The sequence below is a fragment of the Bacillus rugosus genome (assembly GCF_023238245.1).
GTDB classification, from domain to species: domain Bacteria; phylum Bacillota; class Bacilli; order Bacillales; family Bacillaceae; genus Bacillus; species Bacillus rugosus.
Genome location: NZ_CP096590.1, coordinates 4,006,895 through 4,029,490 on the forward strand (window position 1 = coordinate 4,006,895; position 22,596 = coordinate 4,029,490).

Sequence of the window (22,596 nt, forward strand, 5' to 3'; positions counted from 1 at the left end):
CTTGTTAGCGTTCTAAAATCCACTCATGCGCCGGGTCATTATGAAACTTCCATTTCCGCGTCGGCCCTGCCATGACATTTAAATAGTAGGATGTGTATCCATCCGGAACGCCTACCGGGTGGTATCCAGCAGGAACAATGACAACGTTTTCATTTTCTACAGTCATTGTCTCGTCAATAGAGCGGTCATCTGTGTATACACGCTGAAACACAAAGCCCTGTCCCGGGTCTAATTCATGGTAGTACGTTTCTTCTAAGAAAGATTCTTCCGGCAAGTTGTCTTGATCGTGTTTATGAGGCGGGTAGCTGGACCAGTTTCCGCTGTCTGTATAGACTTCAACTACTAACAGGCTGTTAGCTGAAGGGTCTGAATCCGGAAGAATGTTGTGAACAGTACGTTTGTTTGAAAACTTCCCGCGATGCTCAATTCCATTGTCTTCCGCTTTGATCAGCTTTGTCGGAAGCTGTTTTTCAGATGGAGAATAGCAAAGCGCCACTCTTGCATCGCTGACAGCTGTGATCTCAAATGCACGATCATTTGAAATATAGACACTGTCTGTCGGTTTTCGTTCGAATACGCTTTCACGCGTGCCGATATTCTCAAAAGTCGACTCATGATCGGTTACTGTAATGTTTCCCGTTACCGCCACAATACAGATTTCTTGTTTTTTCAATTCTTCTGCATAGCTGGAACCGGAAGCGAGATCTAACACTTTAAACTCTACATAGGTGAGATCAGAGTTGGATTTCGTTACTTCGTGCACCAGTTTAACCCCATTAGATATTTCATTCGACTGCGGCTTACGCAACAAATAACTCATAGTGAAGCCCTCCTCTTTCTATTGTAAGAATGAGTCCGAACAGCGCACATGGGCGCCGTTCGGCTGTTCGTCGTTTAGTTGAAATCAGGTGCCGGATATCTTGCCGTAACCACTTTTTTACGTGTATAGAAGTCGACGCTGTCTTTTCCGTTCGCATGCAGCGTTCCAAAGAATGATGACTTCCAGCCAGAGAATGGGAAGAACGCCATCGGAGCCGGTACACCCAGGTTGATGCCGAGCATACCCGCATCAATGTTTTCACGGAAGTAGCGGATTGCATTTGAGTTGGATGTGAACAGGCAAGCACCGTTCGCAAACTCTGACTTATTGGCAATTTCAATTGCTTCCTTCAGGTTTTTCACGCGGATGACTGACAAGACCGGAGCAAAAATTTCATCTTTCCAGATCGTCATCTCTGTCGTGACATTGTCAAAGATCGTAGGGCCGACAAAGTAGCCGTCGTCAGACACATTTTCACGTCCGTCACATACGAGTCTTGCGCCTTCTTCCAGCCCTTTTTCAATATAGCTGAGCGTGCGCTTCTTGTTGTCTTCGCGAATAACCGGGCCTAAGAACACACCGTCATCAAGGCCGTTACCGATTTTAATATCAGCCACTTTTTCCTGCAGCTTCGCCATAAACTCATCAGCGATTCCTTCTTCAACCGTCACCACCGCACAAGCCATGCAGCGTTCACCGGCAGAACCGAAGGCTGCTCCAATAATGTTTGTGATTGTGTCTTCGAGATTCGCATCGTTCAGGACAATCGTATGGTTTTTCGCGCCAGTCAGAGATTGAACGCGTTTTAAGTTTTCGCTTCCTTTTTTGTAGACGTATTCGCCGACCGGCTTGGAGCCTACGAATGAAATTGCTTTAATTTCAGGATGCTCAAGGATGCCGTTCACTACGTCATGCGCACCGTATACGACGTTGAATACCCCTTTCGGAAGGCCCGCTTTTTCAAAAAGCTCAACCAATTTCTCTGTTAACAACGGTGTACGCTCAGATGGTTTTAAAATAAATGTGTTGCCGAGAGCGATTGCCATCGGGAACATCCAGCAAGGAACCATCATCGGGAAGTTGAATGGCGCGATTCCGCCGACAACTCCGATTGGGTAGCGGTAGTTGGCCGCTTCAACATCTGTTGCGATGGAAGCAAGTGAGTCACCCATCATCAGGGAAGGCGCTCCAGCTGCGAATTCTACGTTTTCAATTCCGCGTCCCACTTCTCCAAGAGCTTCTTTAGTGTTTTTTCCATTTTCAATGGTAATCAGATGAGCAAGTTCTTCTTTATGCTGAGAAAGCAGCTGCTGGAAGTTAAATAGAATTCTGGCACGGCGCGGAACCGCCACTTTTGACCATGTTGTAAATGCCTCAGCCGCTTTTTGCGCAGCGTAATCAATATCCTCTTTTGTTGAAATCGGCACTTGGCACAGTACTTCTTTCGTCGCCGGATTCACAACGTCTTCATATTTATCTGTTTTGCTTTCAACCCATTCACCGTTGATATAGTTTTTTAATTTTCTGATTTCTGCCATTCTTATTGCCTCCTTCATTAGTAAACACATACACTTGTATGGGTGGTTCAGGATAGATTCATATCAATATCCACTGTTTCAGTAAGCCAAGAATTAAACGCTTTCAAAAAAACAAAAAAAATAAATGGTGATGCAATTTTAGATACAAGCAACCATTTCATGCACATCAGGTTACTTTTTGGTCATTTCTTGGTTATATTCTAATCGCATAATACCCATAAGTCAATCATAAACACTAAATTTTTTCATTATTTTTATTATACTAATCTTTTAACTTATTAAGAGAGTAGCGAGAAGTCCGTCGAATCTTGCAAAAGATATACACCAATGTTATCATTTTTTAAGCAACTATTGATCAACTCTTGGGTTTTATTATATATTTATGTTAGGTAAAGATTCAAGAAGGAGTTTATTTATATGAAACTGATGCGGATTCAGGAAATGGAGGAGTACATTTTATCGCATGGCACTGTTTCCTTAGATGAGCTGTGCCAGGTGTTCAATGTCTCCAAAAACACAGTCAGACGTGATATCAACAAGCTAACAGAAAAGGGTGCGATTGAAAAAGTATACGGCGGCGTAACATCTATTGAGAAAACCGCATTAGTTCCTTTTGAGAATCGCACCATTCAGCACCAAGATGAAAAAACAAAAATTGCCCATTATGCTTCCCGTTTTATTGAAGATCATGATTTAATCTTCATTGATTCAGGAACAACAACAAAGTCTATTCTCGATACGCTTGATCCGGCCAAAAATGTCACCATTTTAACCAACAGTTTAGACATTATCAATGCGGCTTCAGCTTTGAAGAATATCAACTTAATCATTATCGGAAACAACTATAAAAGAAAAACGCGCTCCTTTGTCGGCATGGACGATCCGGCTATGCTTGATAAGTACAATATCAACAAAGCCTTTATGTCCGCTACCGGAACGACGCTGACACACGGATTGACCAATTCGGATCTGCTGGAGTACGAAATTAAAAAAAGGATTTCGGAAAAAGCAAAAGAAGTGTATTTATTGGCTGACCATTCTAAATTCGGAAAATCAACGCTACTGACGTATGCGCCATTTGACAGGCTGCATTGCATTGTGACATCCCAGCCATTAGATGACGAGTACACACAGTATTGCCATGAGCACCAAATCGGCATTCATCTAGCCTAACGGTTACAATAGTGTTGAGAGTCTTTCATCCATTTTATTCTAGGAGGCAGATCATGAAAAAAGCTACGCTCGGAAAATCAGACTTGCAGGTATTCCCTATCGGATTAGGAACAAATGCTGTCGGCGGACACAACCTCTACCCGAACCTGAATGAAGAAACCGGAAAAGAATTGGTTCGCGAGGCGATCCGTAATGGCGTGACAATGTTAGATACCGCTTATATTTATGGGATCGGCCGTTCTGAAGAATTAATTGGCGAAGTGCTGCGCGAATTCAATCGTGAAGATGTTGTCATCGCGACGAAAGCCGCGCACAGAAAACAAGGAAATGACTTTGTCTTTGATAATTCACCAGAATTCCTTAAGAAATCAGTTGATGAAAGCCTGAAGCGTTTGAATACGGATTATATCGATCTATTCTACATTCACTTCCCGGACGAACAAACGCCTAAGGATGAAGCTGTCAACGCGCTGAATGAGATGAAGCAAGCCGGAAAAATCCGCTCCATCGGTGTATCCAACTTCTCTTTAGAACAACTGAAAGAAGCAAACAGAGACGGCTTGGTAGATGTATTGCAAGGCGAATACAACCTGTTAAACCGAGATGCGGAAAATACATTCTTCCCTTATACGAAGGAGCATAATATTTCATTTATCCCTTACTTCCCGCTCGTATCAGGATTATTGGCAGGAAAGTATACAGAAGATACAACGTTCCCTGAAGGTGACCTGCGAAACGAAATGGAAAACTTCAAGGGCGAGCGTTTCAAAGAAAATATCAGAAAGGTCAACAAGCTTGCGCCGATTGCCGAAAAGCACAACGTGGACATCCCTCACATCGTATTGGCTTGGTATTTGGCAAGACCGGAAATTGATATTTTAATCCCTGGAGCAAAACGCGCCGATCAGTTAATTGATAACATCAAAACCGCTGACGTGACGCTTTCTCAAGAGGATATTTCGTTTATTGATAAGCTGTTCTCATAAGAAGTAGAAAACAGCCTTCTCCAATGAGAAGGCTGTTTTTATTTGTGCAACATTATTCTATCTTCCTAAGATTGCATGTTGAGAAAACATCGTAATAGCTTCAGTGAATTACTGATTTTGGAGCAAAAACTTACAAAAAGAGCCATAAATCCAATAAAATAAAGGTAAGTTATCTCAGAAAGAAAGTGATTGAAAAAGCAAAACAAGATATGAAACGTTAGTATCATCAAGAAATAAGAGACTCATGTGTATAAAAAATCTGCACAGCTACTTTTATTTGCAGCTCAGAATAATGGGCCGTTTCGGGTCTATGGAGGAAACAGAATGAAACTCACATATGTAAAAGCTTTAGTTGCAGTAACCGTTGCTTTAGGTGTACTGCTGCCATCAACCGTTTCTCATGCAAAAAGTTTTAGCGGCCGCTCATCATCTAGTTACAGCAGCCGAAGTTCAAGCTCATCATACAGCGGAAGCTATAAATCCAGCCCAAAATCAAGCTATAGTTCAGGATCAAGCTCGTCAAGCAAAAACTCTAAGACGTCTGACGATTCATCATCATCGATCTCACTGAAAAAGAAATCTTCGGAAAAATCGAGCTCATCAGGCGCTAAAAAATCGACAGGCACATTTTCTGGCGCCACCTCAAAAGTAAGCGGAAAGACATACAGCGGAAAAACGTCTAAAGCTTATGTTGGCGGACGTTATGTTTCAGTCAATCATTACTACAATGCAGGATTCTCGCCATCAGGATGGTTCGGATATTATAGCGGATTCACAATGGGCATGTTCATGATCAGCATGATGCACCCTTGGGGTTACACCTACCATCCAGTCGGGGGCCCAGGCTATGTTTCGTATGGCGCTTCGCCCATTGCTTGGATCGTTGATGTCATCGCTCTGATCATTATTTTACTCATTGTCATCGCACTGATTCGCGCATTCAAAACACCGAAGACGTACAGAAGGAGCTTTTAGGGAATGAAATTAGTATTAAATGAGCAAGAAATTGTAGACGGGATTTGTGTGTATATTTCTAATGAAGAAGATATGTACCCTGAGGATGTTGAAGTAAAAGAGCTGTCTTACAACAAGCGTACAGGTTTCTTCGCTGAAGCTAAATATGGCATGCACCACAAGCAGCTTATGTCAGACGAGATTTCAGAGGGCATTATTCAGTTCTTAGAGGAATACCACAACTTCAATCCAGACGTTACAGTTGTAGAATTGCAATTTGATAAGAAAAAAGGGTTCTCCGCCTTGGTTTTCGTCAACGAGGGAATGTCCTAATCAAAACCTTACTCCGCGTGAGTAAGGTTTTTTATGATGTTTTCCCCCGGGATTATTCTAGGAGTTGCTTCGTATTTCCCGTACTCATTGGATCTGTCACCTACGCAAAAATCGCCAACACCCCGCGTTTCGGCTTTAACATTTCCTTTTTTCAAAACAAATGTTTCAAATGAGATAGGAAAAGGGTACTACTCTATTAACTTTGTTAAACATAAGAGATACTCATTGGCCTAACAACTGAGGGGGAACATTTGTGAAGACAAACACAAGGAAATATATGATCTACTTTTTCGGCGCTTTAGGGGGGCTCCTTTACGGTTATGATACGGGCGTCATTTCTGGAGCGCTGCTTTTTATCAACAACGATATTCCTTTAACCACATTGACAGAGGGATTGGTTGTCAGCATGCTGCTTCTTGGTGCGATTTTCGGTTCTGCTTTGAGCGGCACATGCTCCGACCGTTGGGGCAGGAGAAAAGTTGTATTTGTCCTTTCCATCATTTTCATTGTCGGCGCGCTCGCTTGCGCGTTTTCTCAAACGGTCGGCATGCTGATTGCATCTCGGGTGATTCTCGGGTTGGCCGTCGGCGGTTCAACAGCACTTGTGCCCGTGTACCTGTCAGAAATGGCACCGACGAAAATCCGCGGGACACTCGGCACGATGAACAACTTAATGGTGGTTACCGGTATTTTATTAGCATATATCGTAAACTATCTGTTCACGCCGTTTGAAGCGTGGCGCTGGATGGTAGGGCTGGCTGCGGTGCCTGCGGTGCTCTTATTAATTGGAATCGCATTTATGCCTGAATCACCAAGATGGCTCGTAAAGCGCGGGCGTGAAGATGAAGCGAAAGACATTATGAAAATCACTCATGACCAAGAAAATATTGAGCAGGAACTTGCAGATATGAAAGAAGCGGAAGTTGGGAAAAAAGAAACAACACTCGGTTTGCTAAAAGCAAAATGGATTCGTCCTATGCTTCTCATTGGCGTCGGTCTTGCCATTTTCCAGCAGGCTGTCGGCATTAACACGGTGATCTACTACGCGCCGACCATTTTTACAAAGGCCGGCCTCGGCACGTCTGCTTCTGCGCTCGGCACAATGGGGATCGGTGTCCTCAACGTCATCATGTGCATCACTGCCATGATCTTAATTGACCGCATCGGCCGCAAAAAACTGCTAATTTGGGGAAGCGTCGGCATTACACTGAGCTTGGCCGCACTAGCAGCTGTGCTCCTGACACTGGGGCTCTCTACATCAACAGCATGGCTGACCGTCGTTTTCCTCGGCGTCTATATCGTATTTTACCAGGCAACATGGGGGCCAGTTGTATGGGTTCTGATGCCTGAGCTCTTCCCATCCAAAGTACGCGGAGCCGCAACAGGCTTTACTACTCTGGTGTTATCAGCAACCAACCTGATCGTGTCGCTTGTCTTCCCGCTGATGCTCAGCGCAATGGGCATCGCATGGGTCTTTACAATTTTTTCAGTAATCTGCCTGCTTTCATTTTTCTTCGCCCTCTACATGGTTCCTGAAACCAAAGGGAAAAGCTTGGAGGAAATTGAAGCAAGCCTGAAAAGACGGTTTAAAAAGAAAAAAAGCAGCCAAAACCAAGTGCTGAATGAGCGTACATTATAAAAAAAAGGAATCGTCCCAAGGGACGATTCCTTTTTTCTATTACACCATAACCTTGCAAATATTGTTGGTAAATTCAACAGGGTCTTGAATTGGCAAGCCTTCGATGAGAAGCGCCTGATTGTACAGAAGATTTGTGTACAGGCTCAGCTTCCCTTTATCCTGTTCAAATGCGTCCTGCAGTGTTTGGAATACCTCATGATTCGGGTTGATTTCAAGCACTTTATCCGCCTTTACATTTTGGCTGTCCGGCATCGCGTTTAAGATTTTTTCCATCTCGATTGTCACTTCGCCGTCAGCGGCAAGGCAGACCGGATGTGATTTGAGCCGTTTTGAGATTCTGACGTTTTTCACTTTATCTGACAGAATGTTTTTCATTTCCTCAAACAGATCCTTGTACTTGCTTTCCTCTTCCTCGGACTGCTTTTGATCCTCATCCGTGTCTATGCCAAGATCTCCGCTTGATACGGATTTGAACTCTTTTTCCTGATATGATGCCAGCATTTTAATCGCAAACTCATCGATGTCCTCGGTAAAGTAGAGAATTTCATAGCCTTTGTCGGCTACCATTTCTGTTTGCGGCAGTTTCTCAATGCGATCGTATGAATCACCGGTCGCGTAATAAATGTATTTCTGCTCCTCAGGCATTCTGGATACGTACTCGTCTAAGCTGACCAATTTTTTCTCTTTGGAAGAGTAGAATAATAGGAGGTCCTTCAATTGATCCTTATTCGCGCCAAAATCATTGTACACGCCGAATTTCAACTGTCTGCCGAATGACTTGTAGAACGTCTCGTATTTCTCTCGGTCTTTTTTCAGCAGGCTTTGCAGCTCGCTTTTGATTTTCTTGCTGATATTTTTCGCGATCAGCTTCAGCTGGCGGTCATGCTGGAGCATTTCTCTGGAAATGTTCAGTGATAGATCCTCAGAATCGACCATCCCCTTCACGAAGCTGAAGTGGTCCGGAAGCAGATCCGCGCATTTGTTCATGATCAGCACGCCATTGGAATACAGCTCCAAGCCTTTCTCATATTCCTTGGAATAATAGTCAAACGGCATGTTTTCAGGAATAAATAGAATCGCATTGTAGCGAACGGCACCATCCACACTGATATGAACATGTGTGAGCGGTTTATCAAACCCGTAATGCTTTTCAGCATAGAACTTTTCATAGTCCTCATCTGTCAGCTCGCTTTTGTTTTTTCTCCAGATTGGCACCATGCTGTTGACCGTCTGTTCTTCCTGTACCTCTTCAAATTCATTCTCGCTGCCTTCCTTCGGCTTATTAATGGTTGTATCCATTTTGATCGGGTAGCGGATGAAGTCGGAGTACTTTTTGATGATCGCTTTTAAACGGTATTCTTCTAAAAACTCGTCATAGCTGTCATCTTCTGTGTTCTCTTTGATTTTCAGGATAATGTCTGTGCCGACAGAATCCTTTTCACACGGCTCAATCGTATAGCCGTCTGCACCCGCAGACTCCCATTTATATGCCTCTTCGCTGTCGAGCGCCTTACTGATGACAGTCACGACATCGGCAACCATAAACGCTGCGTAAAAACCGACACCGAATTGCCCGATGATGTCATGTCCGTCTTTCAGCTCGTTTTCCTTTTTAAACGCGAGGGAACCGCTTTTCGCAATTGTGCCGAGATGCTGTTCAAGCTCGTCCTTTGTCATCCCGATTCCTGTATCGGAGATCGTTAATGTTCTCGCACCTTTGTCAGCCGCAACCTTTATGTAGTAACTGTCTTTATCAAATGTAAGCGCATCGTCCGTCAGCGCTTTGTAATAGATTTTGTCAATCGCATCACTGGAATTGGAGATTAACTCACGCAGGAAAATTTCTTTTTGGGTATAAATGGAGTTAATCATCATATCCAGCAGTCGTTTGGACTCTGCTTTAAACTCTTTTTTCGCCACTCTAGATCGCCCCTTTTTGATATGTTGTTATGTTATGTAAACCCTTTTCAGCATCTATTTATCACATACGGTGACAATTGTCAATCAGATTGATAGATGCATATATATGTAAATTTAACATTAGTTGGGTTTGTTTTCACTATTTTTTCTAGGTCATTCTGATAAAAAAGAGAGGATTCATCACCCTCTCTTTTTTTCCGCATCATTCCAGCGGCCAAACTCCCGCTTCATCCATATATGCACCGGGTAGAAAAACAACCCGAACGGTATCAGAAACAGTAGATTATGCCATGAAGCATTCAGAAATGCGCTTGCAGTAACCGGAAACGTAATCTCTCGCAATAAAAAAGAGATGACTGTCAGCACAACAAACGCAGACGGAATCGTGACGAAGCAATAAAACTTGAGCTCCTTCTTATGCCGTACCTTCAAAATACACACCCCCCCCAAAAATTTCTAGTCCATCTTAACATATGTTATTTCTTTTCTCGCATGTTTACCTCTGCACATAGCGGGAAGACAAATAGAAAAAGGAGGACTCGTGCCATGGGAAGACTTGAAAACAAAACCGCAGTCATCACAGGCGCCGCGACAGGCATTGGACAAGCGACGGCAGAGGTTTTTGCCAATGAGGGTGCGCGTGTGGTGATCGGAGACATTGATGAAGACCAAATGAAAGAAACCGTTGAAGAGATTAGAAAAAACGGAGGACAGGCGGACGCCTTTCACCTCGATGTGTCAGATGAAAACAGTGTGAAAGCATTTGCTGATCAAATCAAGGATGCTTGCGGAACGATAGATATTCTGTTTAATAACGCCGGGGTTGATCAGGAAGGCGGAAAAGTGCACGAATATCCGGTTGACCTGTTTGACCGCATTATCGCCGTCGACCTGCGCGGTACATTCCTTTGCAGCAAATACTTGATTCCGCTCATGCTCGAAAATGGAGGCTCCATCATCAATACTTCCTCCATGTCAGGCCGGGCCGCGGACCTCGACCGCTCTGGCTACAATGCCGCAAAAGGCGGTATTACTAATCTGACAAGAGCGATGGCGATCGATTACACAAGAAACGGCATCCGCGTCAATTCTATTTCTCCGGGAACGATCGAAACCCCGCTGATTGACAAATTAGCAGGAACCAAAGAACAGGAACAGGGCGAAAAATTCCGCGAAGCCAACAAATGGGTCACGCCGCTCGGACGCCTCGGCCAGCCGAAGGAAATGGCAACAGTGGCACTGTTCCTCGCATCTGATGACAGCTCATACGTCACAGGAGAAGACATCACCGCAGACGGCGGCATCATGGCGTACACATGGCCTGGGAAGATGCTGATTGATGAGAAGTGGAAGGAAGAAACGAAGTAACGTAAAAAGAGGGCGCTCTGCCGTCCTCTTTTCATGTTAGACACCATCCACTAAATCTATTTCTGTTATTATAATAGCAGTACTACAAACAGAAAGGTTCACTTGTTAAGTCTCAAAATAAACTATTATTTATACTCTTTTCATTTTCCTTTACAGTTCATCTTCTCTATAATATGATTTTCGAACCAACCTCCAGCTGGATGCCTTGGACGATGAACATTGCCCAATTTCTTGTCGCTCTCCTATTTTTGCATCTCATCTTGAAAGAAAAGCGAAACAAAAAAGATATGTCATAACATAGCCTAGCTCTTCACTCCGGGCCGCTTCAAAGCAATACAACCTTATACTTCTTCACATCCAAAAACTGCAAAAACTCCCTCGCCAGCACTTCCGGCGCATGCGCCTTCCCTTCATCAAGCCGATACAAAATCAGCCCGATAACCATCGCGGATACATAATAGGCATAAAGCTTTTTCTCCGCAGAAATATCAGCTTGCTGGTGCAGGTAAAACGATTCCAGCGCTTTGAGCATCTCTGGTATCACATGAGGAACACCCCAATCTCGATTCAGCAAATGGACAACAGGCATGCGGTCTAAAGCAGAAAGCAGGCTGGCGAGTGTTTCCTCCGCTTCCTCTAAGGAAAGCTCATTCGGACTTGAGGCAATCGTCAGGTGATCTATGATCTCCTCACATGATTGCTGAATCATGGTTTGCAGCAATTCCTCTTTGCTGGCATAGTGATCATAAAAGGTCGCGCGGCGGATATTGCTTTTCCGGGTAATGTCTGAAATTGTGATGGACGCGTAGTCTTTTTTCTCTGCCAATACGTCCAGAAAAGCCTTCTGCAGCGCCTCTCTCGTTCGAACCACACGCCTGTCGATTTGCTTGTCCTCATGCCGCTCCTTTGACGCAGCCTGTCCAAAAAGCCAATAAAACCGCTTTTGAGAAACGAGCTCCCATACCTTTTGGCTGATGGCTTCCGGAGACGCGTCTGCATCCTCATTCAGCCAATACAGGGTAATCGCGTACGTGTACAAAGCCCGGTAATGTCCGTAAATCTCCTGTTCGATCGGCGTCAGATTCACATTGACAGGAGCCAGCAAAACATCCTGCTGAAACACATCCTTAAAAAAACGATGAAAATGTTCTCTGTTCATCATCGTGCCAAAAAAGGATCGATGCTCGTGGACAAAGGACAGAGTCGGATGCACTGTGTGCCGTTTTTTATTTAAATGGAGTGTGTCCATGTGCTTAAAGGCGTCATAGAGCGCTTCGCCCAGCGCTTCCTTCATGTCTTCTATTACATCCTCAATAATGGAAAACTTGTCTTCATAATAAAGATAGAGCGTCCCGCGGCTCACTTTGGCCTTTTCAGCAATTTCTTTCATTGTGATATGTTGAATATCCCTTTCTTCCAATAAGGCCAGCAGCGCCTGTTTCACTTGAGCTTCAGCAGATTCCGGCACAAAAGACACCCCCAATCATTAGACAGATGTTCGATATATGTACGGTAACGTATAGATGGTTCACCGTTGTCTTTCTTACAGAAAAGGTACCACTTTATAATAGGTCCGAGAAAAGAAGAAAGCAAATGAGGGGGATTTTACAATGGAACAGCAAGTAAAAGACGACATTCAGCGTGTCTTTCAGCTTCAGAAAAAACAGCAAAAAGCACTGCGCGCCTCAACAGCGGAACAGCGAAGAGAGAAGCTTCAGCGCTTTTTAGATTCCGTTATCGCCCATGAAGAAGAAATCATTGAAGCGATTCGTGCAGACGTCCGCAAACCGTATCATGAGGTCAAAAAAGCGGAAATCGAAGGAACAAAAAAAGCGATTCGAGATAATATGAACAACCTGGAACAATGGATGGCGCCTAAAGAAGTAGGTTCATCTTTAAGCCCTGACGCAAACGGAATTCTCATGTACGAACCTAAAGGCGTAACGCTCATCCTCGGTCCGTGGAACTATCCGTTTATGCTGACGATGGCGCCGCTTGCTGCTTCTCTCGCAGCCGGAAACAGCGCGATTGTAAAGCTGTCCGATTTTACGATGAACACAAGCAACATTGCTGCTAAAGTGATTCGAGACGCTTTTGACGAAAAAGAAGTCGCGATTTTTGAAGGAGAGGTTGAGGTGGCAACCGAGCTTCTGGATCAGCCGTTTGACCATATTTTCTTCACTGGAAGCACAAATGTCGGAAAAATCGTCATGACAGCAGCGGCCAAACATTTGGCATCTGTCACACTTGAGCTTGGCGGCAAGAGCCCAACGATCATTGACAGTGAATATGATCTCATGGACGCAGCGAAAAAGATCGCCGTCGGGAAATTTGTAAATGCCGGCCAAACCTGCATCGCACCTGATTATCTGTTCATTAAAGAAGACGTTCAGGACAAGTTCGCGGGCATTTTACAAACAATCGTCAACGCAGGATTTATGGAGGATGATCATAACCCAGACCGCAGCAAATTTACGCAGATCGTCAATGACCGCAACTTCAACCGCGTCAAAGACCTGTTCGATGACGCCATCGAAAAAGGGGCGGAAGTCGCATTCGGAGGCGTGTTTGATGCCAGCGACCGCACGATTTCGCCAACTGTTTTGAAAAACGTCACGCCTGACATGAAAATCATGCAGGAAGAAATCTTCGCACCGATCCTGCCGATGATGAACTATGAAGACATCGACGAGGTCATCGATTACGTAAATGATCGCGATAAACCGCTTGCGCTTTATGTATTCAGCGACAACCAAGACCTGATTGACAACGTCCTTCAGCATACGACATCAGGCAACGCCGCCATCAATGATGTTGTCGTCCATTTCAGTGACGTCAACCTGCCATTTGGAGGCGTCAACACAAGCGGAATTGGTTCCTATCATGGGGTATATGGATTTAAAGAGTTCTCTCATGAGAAAGGTGTATTTATTCAAGCCGCTAAATAATCGTATTGGAGAGAATCTGCATCATTTTGCAGGTTCTCTTTTATTTTTCACTACACTCTGAAACTTCTTGTAACAGGTTTTTTTGATGCTGAACGAAAGGCTGCAAAAAACCAAATGATGTTTACAGCAGCCGCAGCGAGACAAACCCCTATCACAAGGAGCACCTCAGAAAGCAGATGGTCACTGAACAGACTAAACATCAAGACAAAACCCGCCGAAGACAAATGGATCACCAGACCAAAGCCGCAAAGTACCGCCATTACATACCTCATTGCATCAACTCCAAGCATGTAAATGAGAAAAGGAATGAGATACAACACAAGGATCATACCGATAGCTGACCACATGCCGACTGAGTTAAACTGATTGGCCGCCCCTCCCGTTTCTGCCAGCGGCGAAAGTGAAGCCGCAGCAATCATGGCACAAAAAAGGAACGCGGAAATGATTGTTACGATCGCCACGCTGTTTTTTCTAGACATAAACAGAACCCCCTAAAATAGAAAAATTATCCTTTATTATCATAGAATAAAAACAGCTGGAAAGCGATCAAAAAATAAAAGATATACCCCTTTCTTCAATTTGGGTATATCTCTGCGATATGGTTATGAGCCAAACATCTGATCCATTTGTTTCAAGTCATCTTCTGATAAATGAATTTCTGCTGTTTTTAGATTAGCCCTCAGCTGCTCAGACCGAGTAGCACCCGGAATAATCAAGTCAATCCCCGGCTGGTGTAACAGCCAAGCCAATGCAATTTGCGCCGGCTCCGCCTGTTTTTGTCCGGCAAACAGCTTTAATTGCTCCACTTTCTCAATGTTCTCCAGAAATGCCTGACGCTGAAAAAGCGGGTGATTCGATCTTGATACATCAGTGAAAACATCATCGGGTTTGTAACGCCCGGCAAGCAATCCAGAAGCGAGAGGATAAAACGGGATAACAGAGATGCTCTTTTCTCTGCAGTATGGCAGGATGTCCTCTTCAGCATGCCGTACAAGCAAAGAATACTCTGTCTGAAATACGTCCAGCTGGCCTGCAGCATGAAACTCCTGCAGCTGATGAAAGTTTAGATTAGATGCGCCAACAGCCCTAATTTTGCCTTCCCTCTTTAACTGAGCCAGCGCATCCGCCGCTTCCCCTAATGGCGTTCGGCTGTCGGGAAAATGCAAAAAAAGAATATCAATATAATCGGTTTGCAATCGAATAAGCGCTTCATCAGCAGCCTTGCGCAGCGCTGACGGTCGAATGTCTGTCTTCACAGCTCCGTTCACAAACTCGGGAGAAGGAGAAACCTTCGTCGAAATCACCATTTTTTCCCGATTGCCGCGTTGCTTAACGGCCTCTCCGATCAGCTCCTCAGACCTGCCCAAGCCATATAAGTATGCTGTATCAATAAAATTGATACCTTCATCAAATGCAGCATGAATCAGATCTTTTCCCATCTCTTCCGTAACATTGGGATACATCATCGCATTACCGACAACCCCTGCGCCTAATCCAATGTTAAAGGCGTTCAGCCCGGTGCTCCCAATCCTCACCTTTTTCATGTATAAAACACTCCCCTATCTTTGAAATTCCCTGCTGCCAGGGTTGTGTTTTATGCTAAAACCTGGTGTAGACACCAGGTCAATACTTATTTTTTTGATGCGGCGGCCCAAATCCATCTCCGCTCTCCAGCTTTTCTTCAATCAGCTCCCAAATTGTTTGCAGTTCACTCTGTTTCTGTTTCAACTTATCCTGATAGTTTTTCAGCAGCACACGCTGATGGTCATCTAATCTGTCAGTCTGTTCTTGCAGGCTGAGAAAGGGCTTCATTTCCTCCAAAGACATGCCCGTTTTTTTCAGACATCTGATAAAAAGAAGCCTTTTTTCACTAAACGCTCGATGCCCATTCGCCTTTCGTTTAACCGGCGGAATCAGGCCGATCTTCTCATAATACCGGATGGCATCTTCGGTCATTTGGCAATGCTCCATCATTTCTTTTAATGTATAAGACATTTTTTTATCACCTACTAGTAGTTTCATATAGTAAAAACATAAGGATAAAAGACTCATTTTTCAGGCATATCAGGATTTTATCACCATATCATATTGCACATGCTTTTTTTTCAAAGTATACTATTCCAGATTAATTCAAAGGAGAGAGAAAAATACATGGAAAAACCGGCAGGATTTTGGATTCGTTTTTTAGCTTATTTTATTGATGGTATTATTGTATCTGTTCCTAGTTATATTATTCTATTTATTATCAATACTGTTTTTGTGGCTGGATCTGTGGCAGCAGACCCTTACATGACACAAGAGGAGTATATGGTGACATACATGACGCTTGCATTTTTGCCTACCATGCTGATCACGCTCGTCATCAGTGTATTATATTACGGTCTGCTCACGGCTTCTAAAATGCAGGGCACACTTGGCAAAAAAATTCTTGGCCTGAAAGTGGTCAATGAACAAGGCGAACGGGTCTCTGTTGGACAGGGAATCGGCCGTTACTTTGCATACATTTTATCTGGAATCATCTTTTATATCGGTTTTATCATGATCGCCTTTGGAGAGAAAAAAGGCCTGCATGACATCATTTGCAAGACACGTGTCGTGTATAAATAATAGAAAAAGTCTAGACGCCAATAGGCATCTAGACTTTTGTTTTCTTTACAATAGGCTGCCACGCCAAATACGTAGCACTCCTCCACAGCCACTCAAACGGTCCCATCCGGAAGACCCGAAGCCATAGGTGGCTGAAGGCCATTTGAACGGCACAAACAGCAATCGTGATGAGCACGCCGGCAGCAGGATACACTTTCCCGTACAACCCCAAGCCGTAATGATAAAATATCCACGTACACACGATAGACTGCATCAGATAATTGGTAAATGCCATCCGTCCAACAGCGGAGAAAGATTGCAGCACTGTTTTCACTCTTGTTTTATGATAGAGATAGACAACCGTTGTGACATAGAAAAACATGAGGAAAGGCGCGCCAACCAGCAAGAAGACTTCCCTATCTGTTACACTGTACAGCACTTGGGCGCTGATGCCGACGACTAGCCCAGCCATCCACACTCGTTTTAATCCTTTGCGATGCTTTCCAGGTTCGTGCAAATATCGTGACTTCGCCGCCGCAGCTCCCAGCAAAAACATGCTGAAGTAAGGAATGGATGCGAAGAAGAAGTTGAGCGGGTTATACGTAAGCATGCCATTCGAAGACATGTAAACAAGACGATCGTGGATCCGCTGTTCCGCAATATCCTTCAAGCTGCCGCTTCCGTAAACATGGAGCGCTTGCCTTGCCTGCTCAGTTACCGCTTGTGCCCATTCCTGTCCGTTTGATTGATAAAAGCTGGTCAAAATAAACGGAATACAAAACAAAAGATACAAAGAAACCGCCCATATCAACAGTGTTTTCGGCTTTGCTTTTCGAAATAAGAGCAGGACAAAGCCGAGCAGGGCGTATTCCGTTAAAATATCCCCGTCCCAAATCAAAAAAGCATGAACCGTTCCAAACAAGAGGAGCGCCGCTAACCTTCTCGCATATAACGGAACAAACCGCTTCCCTTTGTTTACGGCTCTCTCCATCATGACAACCATGCCAAATCCAAATAAAAAGGAAAACAATAAAATACATTTTGTTTGGATGAAGAATTTCAGTATGGCTGCTGCTGCAAAATCTGCTTCAGACCACTTTTCTGTAAAAAAGTTCTCTTTTCCAAGCATAGACAAATACATATCCGGATAACTGAAATGTGCCAGATTGACAAACAAGATGCCGAAAATCGCCATTCCCCTTAGCACATCAAGCACGCCGATCCGCTCATTTGCCAAAGTCGGCTGTAATGAAGGCATATCCATCACGCTCCTTTTTTCTGTACCTTAAGGGTATGAAAAAAAGGAGCGCAGAAACATCGATTTAGGTGTCAGGCAGGCATGGAAACCTTACAATCTTGTCATCTTTACGGTTTCATCACCTTTAAATCTAATGCTTCGATATTCTGCAAAACGCGATCAAAGCGCAAGGCCTGAGGCTCATTTGGGAAGATGTGGCCTTCATACGGCTCACCTAGCGTCCGGAAAAACGGTTCAAATAAGCCTGGAACCAATACGCCCACCATCTTTGTATAATGAGAATCCAGACGATAGGAGTGAACGGTATGAGCAGGAACATGCAGGAAATCCCCAGGGTTCAGCCGAATTTCCTGGCCATCCGCCCACATCGTCATCTGTCCTTCAAGGCAATAAAATGTTTCTGTATGGTGTTCATGGTAGTGATCAACGATCCGGTCGCCTTTAGGGCCGTCCGATACTACGACGATAAACTGGCCGTCTGTATTTTTTTGTGCTGCCACAATGCGGTGAAGCTGATCTCCCGTCAATAGGCGGTCTCCTTCTCCAGATTCAAGCACGTATGGAACGGCTCCATCCGGCAGCTCTGTAAGTTCCGCTAGTTTTGCTGCATCGGCAGGCTTTTCTTCATTCAGAAATGCAATGTCCGCCACAGCGGCAGCTTCTGCAAATCGCTCGTTTGACACCTCGTCACTCGCGTACGGCGGATGTTCTGCGTGATCATACGGCTTCCCAATAACGGAGTACATATGCGCCATATTTCCTTTCATTGTGTAAGACACCAGTCTTGTTCTGTGGCTCTGCATCCGGTAGCTGTGCGGTGTTCCGGCCGGAATGTTCGCATAATCACCTGATACTAATAAATAGCGTTCTCCGTCAAGTGTCAGCTCAAGCTTCCCATCCAAAACGAGAATCCCTTCATGTGTGTCATTGTGGACATGAAGCGGAAAGGCATCTCCTTTTCCCCCGGCAAGCAGCACGATTTCAAACAGATCGCCGGTGCTATTCCCATTCGCCATCACCGTGGCAACCTGTCTGCCGAACAAATAGCGCTCACCTTCTCCGCTGCGGAGCAAATAAGGCATTTTTTCTTTAGGCAATGAATTTTCACATAATGTTTTCATCTATCGTTCCTCCAATTTAGACCAGTCTATATAATGTATTGTATCTGACTAGACCGTTCTATATAATTGTAGGAGAAAGGATAACAAAATGCTACCCTTTTTTTCTTACAAGCACTGGAATTTTTTCGGCAATGAGAAGAAGGGGCGTTTTGTCTTTATTCGTTAACGAAAGCATGATGCCGCCCTCAATCATCGAATTGATCAGCATTCCAAGCTGATGTGCCTCTTCTTCTGCACATCCATTTTCCATTAATTTTCGGGCAAAAACCTCTTCCCAGCTTTTAAACACCTTCATGCAAACCGTCCGCAGCGGTTCACTGATTAACGCTGTCTCACTCGCAAGTAAACCGACGGGAATGCCTTGAATGCTTTCTGTATTGTCGAACTGGCTGGCTGTTTTCTTGATAAATTGCTGAATCGCTTCTATTGGATCAGAGGATTCATCCATGCTTTGCTGTATCAGATGTTCAATCAGCTTTCCTGTATATGTAACCGCTTCAATTGCTAATTCTTCTTTGCCATTCGGAAAAAAGTGATAAAGCGATCCCTTAGGAGCACCGCTTTCTTTCACAATCTGGTTCAAACCTGTCGCGTGATATCCTTGCAGCTGGAACAGACGTGACGCCGTGTGAAGGATTTTTTCACGTGAATCTCCTCTGCTAGTCATTAAAACATTCCCTCCTAGGTATGGTAGAGCGACTTATATAATATAAAAAAGAACCCTGTGATTGTCAAAAGGGCTAAGAACTCTCCGGATGGGGTAAATGTAGAAAAACAGCGTCTGGGAGGGATCTCAATGACAAACGATTATTCAGTCACGAATACAGAAAAGCTTGAACAACAGAACCCGGGCAAGAAAACGGAGCTTAAACTGAAACAACTTAAGGACCAAGTGATCGTCATTACCGGCGCTTCAAGCGGAATTGGACTTGTCACTGCACGAATGGCTGCTGAAAAAGGCGCAAAGGTCGTGGCAGCAGCGCGAAATGAAGACGCGTTGAAGGAGCTCGCAGATGAACTAAAGGAAAAAGGGCATGATGCCATATGGGTGAAAGCAGATGTCGGAAAAGAAGAAGACGTCAACCGCATCGCAGAGACCGCAATCAGCACATTCGGCCGCTTTGACACATGGGTCAATAATGCCGCTGTCTCGATTTTCGGACACGCCATGGATGTCACCGTCGAAGACATGAAGCGCATGTTTGACACAAACTTCTGGGGACCGGTTTACGGAACAAGAGCGGCCGTCAAACACTACACAAGCAGAGGCGTTCCGGGCGCACTTATCAATGTAGGAAGCCTGTTCGGAGACAGGGGAACCGTCATTCAATCCACATACGCCTCAGCTAAATTTGCGCTTCACGGCTGGACGGAAAGCATCCGAATGGAGCTTGAAAAAGAACAGGCACCCGTCTCGGTTACCCTCATTCATCCAGGCAGAATTGACACACCATACAACGAACACGCGCGCAGCTACCTAGACAAACAGCCGGCTCATTACCGCTCCATGATCTACCCGCCGGAAGCGGCCGCCGAAGCTATCCTGTTTGCCGCCGAACACCCGAAACGTGATATGTACATCGGCTCACAGGCAAAAGCCATCGCCATGCTGGGCGCTTTATTCCCCCGGCTGACCGACAGACTGATGGAAAAAATCATGTACTTCAGCCAGCACGCCGAAAGACCGTCCAAACCGCGGGAAGAAAGTGCGCTTTATGAAGCCGGCTACGGTATGCATGACAGGGGCACAAATAAAGGATGGAAGCGGTCAAGAAGCTATTACACGAACGCTACGAAACGCCCGATTGTATCGGCGGCTGTTGTTGCCGGACTGGTGGCTTGGGGAATGGCGAAGAGGAGGAAGTAAACCGATCACTAAAATAAACAGGCGTTTTGCCTGTTTATTTTTATTCTCCTATGTCTTTTAAATATTGTTCTCGTTCCTTTTTATCAGGGTATGCGGTTTTGATGTATTCTTCTTTTTCTTTCTTGCTGTATTTGCTCCAGTCGGTAAAACGGTCTCCCACTTCTTGAGAATATCCAATTGAATCTACTTCATTCGATTTATAATATAGAGACGCATCAAATGAGAGCTTTTCCGGCTCATTATTGATGTAACCAGTAACTTCAATTAGTCCCATTGGACTGATTGTTACCTTCTCATTAAACTTAATATCATTTATAAAATGATGAATATCCTCTTTTTTCAGTTTTTCCTTTATTTTCGGCTTCATCTTTTCAACGTACTCTTCAGCTTTTTCTTGTTCGCTTTTTTCATCCAAGTTCACGTTTTGCTTGCCCCCAGACCTTTGCGATGATTGGTCAACTGTATTAGTGTTCTTATGATTCAAATACAAAATGCCTATTACAATACTTAATACAATTACCCCGCAAATCAGTATTTTTTTGGTAAACAACATGGTATTTCATCCTTTTTTATTTTATTATACTAGATATGTAAAGTTTAGGAGTGATTAGTTTGCCTCAAAATCATAACTCTTTGAAATTATCTGATAAGGATTTCAACTTGCTTTCCAACAACGCTTACAAAATAAGCAAGTATGAAATAGGTGAAGTAATAAAAGTAAGCAATGGTCAAAGTTTGTATGTTGTAGATTATAATAAAACTAAAAAAGGACTTAATGCTTTAACGCTTGTCACTGAAGAAGATTATAAACGTTCTAATCAAGGCAAACACCCAGAAAAAATCCAAAACGCCATCATCGCATACCGCGGATCAGAACCCATCGGCTCCGGCCAATTCCAAGATACAATAAAACAATATCGTGATGAGCGGGAACAGCTTATTAAAGAAGTAGAGAAAAAGGGAATAAACATTCCTGAAGATGAAGATGGCTCTTTCTATGACTACGCACAAGGGGTTCCTGAATATTCAAATGAGATTTTGCAGGATTGGCTCCATATGGATACCAGTTATTTGGTTGGCAAAAAACCATTCGATGACGGGACGGAGAACCAAGCCATTCAGGCAGATCAATATGCAAAAAAAATACATAAAGACTTTAAAAATGCTGACATTCAAGTCACCGGTCACTCATTAGGCGGTTCTAATGCAAGCTATGCAGTCGTGATGAATGACTTTATCAAACGCGGCGTTACTTTCGAAAATCCTAACATATATGAAAACCTGCCTGAGGATGTGAAAGCCCGAGCATTAAAAGGGGATTTCCGCAGCCGTTTAACAGAATATATTAATTTAAATGATGGATTATCTTTGTTGAATCGGGATGCTGCTGAAATAGGTAATGTGAAAGTGATGTATGACGAGGCTTTGCCGAACGGTGTACAAAATAATCGCCTTCCTGATGCAGTAAAGATGTTGGGCCTTGCGTTTAAACGTTACAACAATCAATCTCTTGATGTATCACTATTTGTCGAAGCCTTGATGGGAAGTCACAATCTGGACCGATATAACTTCAATTCAGATGGCTCTGTCCAAACTGTTGATGATGTGTTAAAAAACAATCCTGACTTTGCATTAGCGATGCTTAAGCAAATGAAATCAACCAATGTGAAAGCCAATACAGGTGTTTCGATCCTCATTAAGTCGCATGTATTGATGAATACTAGCACGCAGTTAAGACATATCGCTGAATCGGAATGGTCTAGAATTATACGCCAAATTGAAAGAATTGATGACAAAGTAAAGGATTCTATTGAAGATGTCAGGAACATGCATACACGAATGGTTGGTTTTGGCACATATGATGAATTATCAATCTCTGATGTCGATGATCTGATCAACAAGATCAAAATGAACAAACCTCATCACCTTTTTTACTCAAAAGAAAAATATGATCAGGCTGTAGATGCAGCGCTTCATTTGCAGCACTTGCTTCAGATGATTGCAGATGACCTTGGACATATGGGACATGCTTACCATGATGCAGATCTGGCAGCAGCAAGCCGGATGGGGATTTCATAAGGAGAG

General features: G+C 44.0%; 22 protein-coding genes. 10 read left to right on the plus strand and 12 right to left on the minus strand.

Annotated features, from left to right (window positions below):
- Nucleotides 1–4: 4 nt before the first annotated feature.
- Nucleotides 5–820, minus strand: a complete 816-nt coding sequence (gene iolB, locus M0696_RS20260) for a 5-deoxy-glucuronate isomerase (RefSeq protein ID WP_166846434.1) — start codon at nucleotides 818–820, stop codon at nucleotides 5–7.
- A 74-nt stretch (nucleotides 821–894) separates the two neighbouring features.
- On the minus strand, nucleotides 895–2,358 hold the full coding sequence (gene iolA, locus M0696_RS20265) for a methylmalonate-semialdehyde dehydrogenase (protein ID WP_166846431.1): 1,464 nt from the start codon (nucleotides 2,356–2,358) through the stop codon (nucleotides 895–897).
- Between the two features lie 417 nt (nucleotides 2,359–2,775).
- Here iolA and iolR point away from each other — a divergent pair, with 417 nt between their 5' ends.
- The 5 genes from iolR (at nucleotide 2,776) to M0696_RS20290 (ending at nucleotide 7,443) form a co-directional block, all read left to right on the plus strand.
- A complete protein-coding gene (gene iolR / locus M0696_RS20270; RefSeq protein WP_166846428.1) occupies nucleotides 2,776–3,531 on the plus strand; it encodes a myo-inositol utilization transcriptional regulator IolR in 756 nt (251 codons plus the stop codon).
- A 53-nt stretch (nucleotides 3,532–3,584) separates the two neighbouring features.
- Nucleotides 3,585–4,517 (plus strand): aldo/keto reductase, encoded by a 933-nt coding sequence (locus M0696_RS20275; RefSeq protein ID WP_248602338.1) that lies wholly within the window; start codon nucleotides 3,585–3,587, stop codon nucleotides 4,515–4,517.
- A gap of 324 nt (nucleotides 4,518–4,841) precedes the next feature.
- Nucleotides 4,842–5,492 (plus strand): hypothetical protein, encoded by a 651-nt coding sequence (locus tag M0696_RS20280; protein ID WP_166846405.1) that lies wholly within the window; start codon nucleotides 4,842–4,844, stop codon nucleotides 5,490–5,492.
- A gap of 3 nt (nucleotides 5,493–5,495) precedes the next feature.
- Nucleotides 5,496–5,804, plus strand: coding sequence for a DUF2653 family protein (locus tag M0696_RS20285; RefSeq protein ID WP_248602339.1), 309 nt, complete (start codon nucleotides 5,496–5,498; stop codon nucleotides 5,802–5,804).
- Nucleotides 5,805–6,057: 253 nt separating this feature from the next.
- Nucleotides 6,058–7,443, plus strand: coding sequence for a sugar porter family MFS transporter (locus tag M0696_RS20290; protein ID WP_222142374.1), 1,386 nt, complete (start codon nucleotides 6,058–6,060; stop codon nucleotides 7,441–7,443).
- 39 nt (nucleotides 7,444–7,482) lie between these two features.
- On the opposite strand, the gene htpG is transcribed toward M0696_RS20290, so the two are convergent.
- Nucleotides 7,483–9,363 carry a molecular chaperone HtpG gene (gene htpG / locus M0696_RS20295; RefSeq protein ID WP_248602340.1) on the minus strand — a complete coding sequence of 627 codons (1,881 nt, stop codon included), beginning with the start codon at nucleotides 9,361–9,363 and terminating at the stop codon, nucleotides 7,483–7,485.
- 180 nt (nucleotides 9,364–9,543) lie between these two features.
- Complete coding sequence (locus tag M0696_RS20300) at nucleotides 9,544–9,795, minus strand: hypothetical protein (protein WP_102702907.1); 252 nt, start codon at nucleotides 9,793–9,795, stop codon at nucleotides 9,544–9,546.
- A 114-nt stretch (nucleotides 9,796–9,909) separates the two neighbouring features.
- Here M0696_RS20300 and M0696_RS20305 point away from each other — a divergent pair, with 114 nt between their 5' ends.
- A complete protein-coding gene (locus M0696_RS20305) occupies nucleotides 9,910–10,731 on the plus strand; it encodes an SDR family oxidoreductase (RefSeq protein ID WP_248602341.1) in 822 nt (273 codons plus the stop codon).
- A gap of 325 nt (nucleotides 10,732–11,056) precedes the next feature.
- On the opposite strand, the gene M0696_RS20310 is transcribed toward M0696_RS20305, so the two are convergent.
- Nucleotides 11,057–12,199 carry a TetR/AcrR family transcriptional regulator gene (locus M0696_RS20310; protein ID WP_248602342.1) on the minus strand — a complete coding sequence of 381 codons (1,143 nt, stop codon included), beginning with the start codon at nucleotides 12,197–12,199 and terminating at the stop codon, nucleotides 11,057–11,059.
- 142 nt (nucleotides 12,200–12,341) lie between these two features.
- Here M0696_RS20310 and M0696_RS20315 point away from each other — a divergent pair, with 142 nt between their 5' ends.
- Entirely contained in the window at nucleotides 12,342–13,679 is a 1,338-nt protein-coding gene (locus M0696_RS20315) for an aldehyde dehydrogenase family protein (protein WP_166846390.1), read from the plus strand.
- 50 nt (nucleotides 13,680–13,729) lie between these two features.
- Here the strand turns inward: M0696_RS20315 and M0696_RS20320 are convergent, their stop codons facing one another.
- The 3 genes from M0696_RS20320 to M0696_RS20330 all read right to left on the minus strand — a co-directional run bounded on the left by M0696_RS20320 (nucleotide 13,730) and on the right by M0696_RS20330 (nucleotide 15,674).
- Nucleotides 13,730–14,158, minus strand: coding sequence for a DUF5391 family protein (locus M0696_RS20320; RefSeq protein ID WP_166846388.1), 429 nt, complete (start codon nucleotides 14,156–14,158; stop codon nucleotides 13,730–13,732).
- Nucleotides 14,159–14,281: 123 nt separating this feature from the next.
- A complete protein-coding gene (locus tag M0696_RS20325; RefSeq protein WP_248602343.1) occupies nucleotides 14,282–15,223 on the minus strand; it encodes an aldo/keto reductase in 942 nt (313 codons plus the stop codon).
- 79 nt (nucleotides 15,224–15,302) lie between these two features.
- Nucleotides 15,303–15,674: a MerR family transcriptional regulator gene (locus M0696_RS20330; RefSeq protein WP_248602344.1), complete on the minus strand. Its 372-nt coding sequence runs from the start codon at nucleotides 15,672–15,674 to the stop codon at nucleotides 15,303–15,305.
- Between the two features lie 156 nt (nucleotides 15,675–15,830).
- Here M0696_RS20330 and M0696_RS20335 point away from each other — a divergent pair, with 156 nt between their 5' ends.
- The gene (locus M0696_RS20335) at nucleotides 15,831–16,286 is read left to right on the plus strand and encodes an RDD family protein (protein ID WP_014115790.1); all 456 of its coding nucleotides are present in this window, start codon (nucleotides 15,831–15,833) and stop codon (nucleotides 16,284–16,286) included.
- 28 nt (nucleotides 16,287–16,314) lie between these two features.
- Here the strand turns inward: M0696_RS20335 and M0696_RS20340 are convergent, their stop codons facing one another.
- The 3 genes from M0696_RS20340 to yxaF form a co-directional block, all read right to left on the minus strand.
- Nucleotides 16,315–17,523: a DUF418 domain-containing protein gene (locus tag M0696_RS20340; RefSeq protein WP_166846381.1), complete on the minus strand. Its 1,209-nt coding sequence runs from the start codon at nucleotides 17,521–17,523 to the stop codon at nucleotides 16,315–16,317.
- 107 nt (nucleotides 17,524–17,630) lie between these two features.
- Nucleotides 17,631–18,644 carry a quercetin 2,3-dioxygenase gene (locus tag M0696_RS20345; protein ID WP_248602345.1) on the minus strand — a complete coding sequence of 338 codons (1,014 nt, stop codon included), beginning with the start codon at nucleotides 18,642–18,644 and terminating at the stop codon, nucleotides 17,631–17,633.
- 91 nt (nucleotides 18,645–18,735) lie between these two features.
- Nucleotides 18,736–19,311 (minus strand): transcriptional regulator YxaF, encoded by a 576-nt coding sequence (gene yxaF, locus M0696_RS20350; RefSeq protein ID WP_248602346.1) that lies wholly within the window; start codon nucleotides 19,309–19,311, stop codon nucleotides 18,736–18,738.
- A gap of 129 nt (nucleotides 19,312–19,440) precedes the next feature.
- Between yxaF and M0696_RS20355 the strand changes: the two genes are divergently transcribed.
- A complete protein-coding gene (locus tag M0696_RS20355; RefSeq protein WP_222142381.1) occupies nucleotides 19,441–20,511 on the plus strand; it encodes an SDR family oxidoreductase in 1,071 nt (356 codons plus the stop codon).
- Between the two features lie 40 nt (nucleotides 20,512–20,551).
- Here M0696_RS20355 and M0696_RS20360 read toward each other — a convergent pair whose 3' ends face one another.
- On the minus strand, nucleotides 20,552–21,064 hold the full coding sequence (locus M0696_RS20360) for a DUF1433 domain-containing protein (RefSeq protein WP_222142382.1): 513 nt from the start codon (nucleotides 21,062–21,064) through the stop codon (nucleotides 20,552–20,554).
- A 59-nt stretch (nucleotides 21,065–21,123) separates the two neighbouring features.
- Here M0696_RS20360 and M0696_RS20365 point away from each other — a divergent pair, with 59 nt between their 5' ends.
- Entirely contained in the window at nucleotides 21,124–22,590 is a 1,467-nt protein-coding gene (locus M0696_RS20365; protein ID WP_345945938.1) for a lipase, read from the plus strand.
- The last annotated feature ends 6 nt before the right edge of the window (nucleotides 22,591–22,596 follow it).

Coding starts and splice junctions, on each gene's coding strand:
- iolB (WP_166846434.1), bottom strand. CDS start 820: ATGAGTTATTTGTTGCGTAAGCCGCAGTCGAATGAAATATCTAATGGG.
- iolA (WP_166846431.1), bottom strand. CDS start 2,358: ATGGCAGAAATCAGAAAATTAAAAAACTATATCAACGGTGAATGGGTT.
- iolR (WP_166846428.1), top strand. CDS start 2,776: ATGAAACTGATGCGGATTCAGGAAATGGAGGAGTACATTTTATCGCAT.
- M0696_RS20275 (WP_248602338.1), top strand. CDS start 3,585: ATGAAAAAAGCTACGCTCGGAAAATCAGACTTGCAGGTATTCCCTATC.
- M0696_RS20280 (WP_166846405.1), top strand. CDS start 4,842: ATGAAACTCACATATGTAAAAGCTTTAGTTGCAGTAACCGTTGCTTTA.
- M0696_RS20285 (WP_248602339.1), top strand. CDS start 5,496: ATGAAATTAGTATTAAATGAGCAAGAAATTGTAGACGGGATTTGTGTG.
- M0696_RS20305 (WP_248602341.1), top strand. CDS start 9,910: ATGGGAAGACTTGAAAACAAAACCGCAGTCATCACAGGCGCCGCGACA.
- M0696_RS20315 (WP_166846390.1), top strand. CDS start 12,342: ATGGAACAGCAAGTAAAAGACGACATTCAGCGTGTCTTTCAGCTTCAG.
- M0696_RS20320 (WP_166846388.1), bottom strand. CDS start 14,158: ATGTCTAGAAAAAACAGCGTGGCGATCGTAACAATCATTTCCGCGTTC.
- M0696_RS20325 (WP_248602343.1), bottom strand. CDS start 15,223: ATGAAAAAGGTGAGGATTGGGAGCACCGGGCTGAACGCCTTTAACATT.
- M0696_RS20330 (WP_248602344.1), bottom strand. CDS start 15,674: ATGTCTTATACATTAAAAGAAATGATGGAGCATTGCCAAATGACCGAA.
- M0696_RS20335 (WP_014115790.1), top strand. CDS start 15,831: ATGGAAAAACCGGCAGGATTTTGGATTCGTTTTTTAGCTTATTTTATT.
- M0696_RS20340 (WP_166846381.1), bottom strand. CDS start 17,523: ATGCCTTCATTACAGCCGACTTTGGCAAATGAGCGGATCGGCGTGCTT.
- M0696_RS20345 (WP_248602345.1), bottom strand. CDS start 18,644: ATGAAAACATTATGTGAAAATTCATTGCCTAAAGAAAAAATGCCTTAT.
- yxaF (WP_248602346.1), bottom strand. CDS start 19,311: ATGACTAGCAGAGGAGATTCACGTGAAAAAATCCTTCACACGGCGTCA.
- M0696_RS20355 (WP_222142381.1), top strand. CDS start 19,441: ATGACAAACGATTATTCAGTCACGAATACAGAAAAGCTTGAACAACAG.
- M0696_RS20360 (WP_222142382.1), bottom strand. CDS start 21,064: ATGTTGTTTACCAAAAAAATACTGATTTGCGGGGTAATTGTATTAAGT.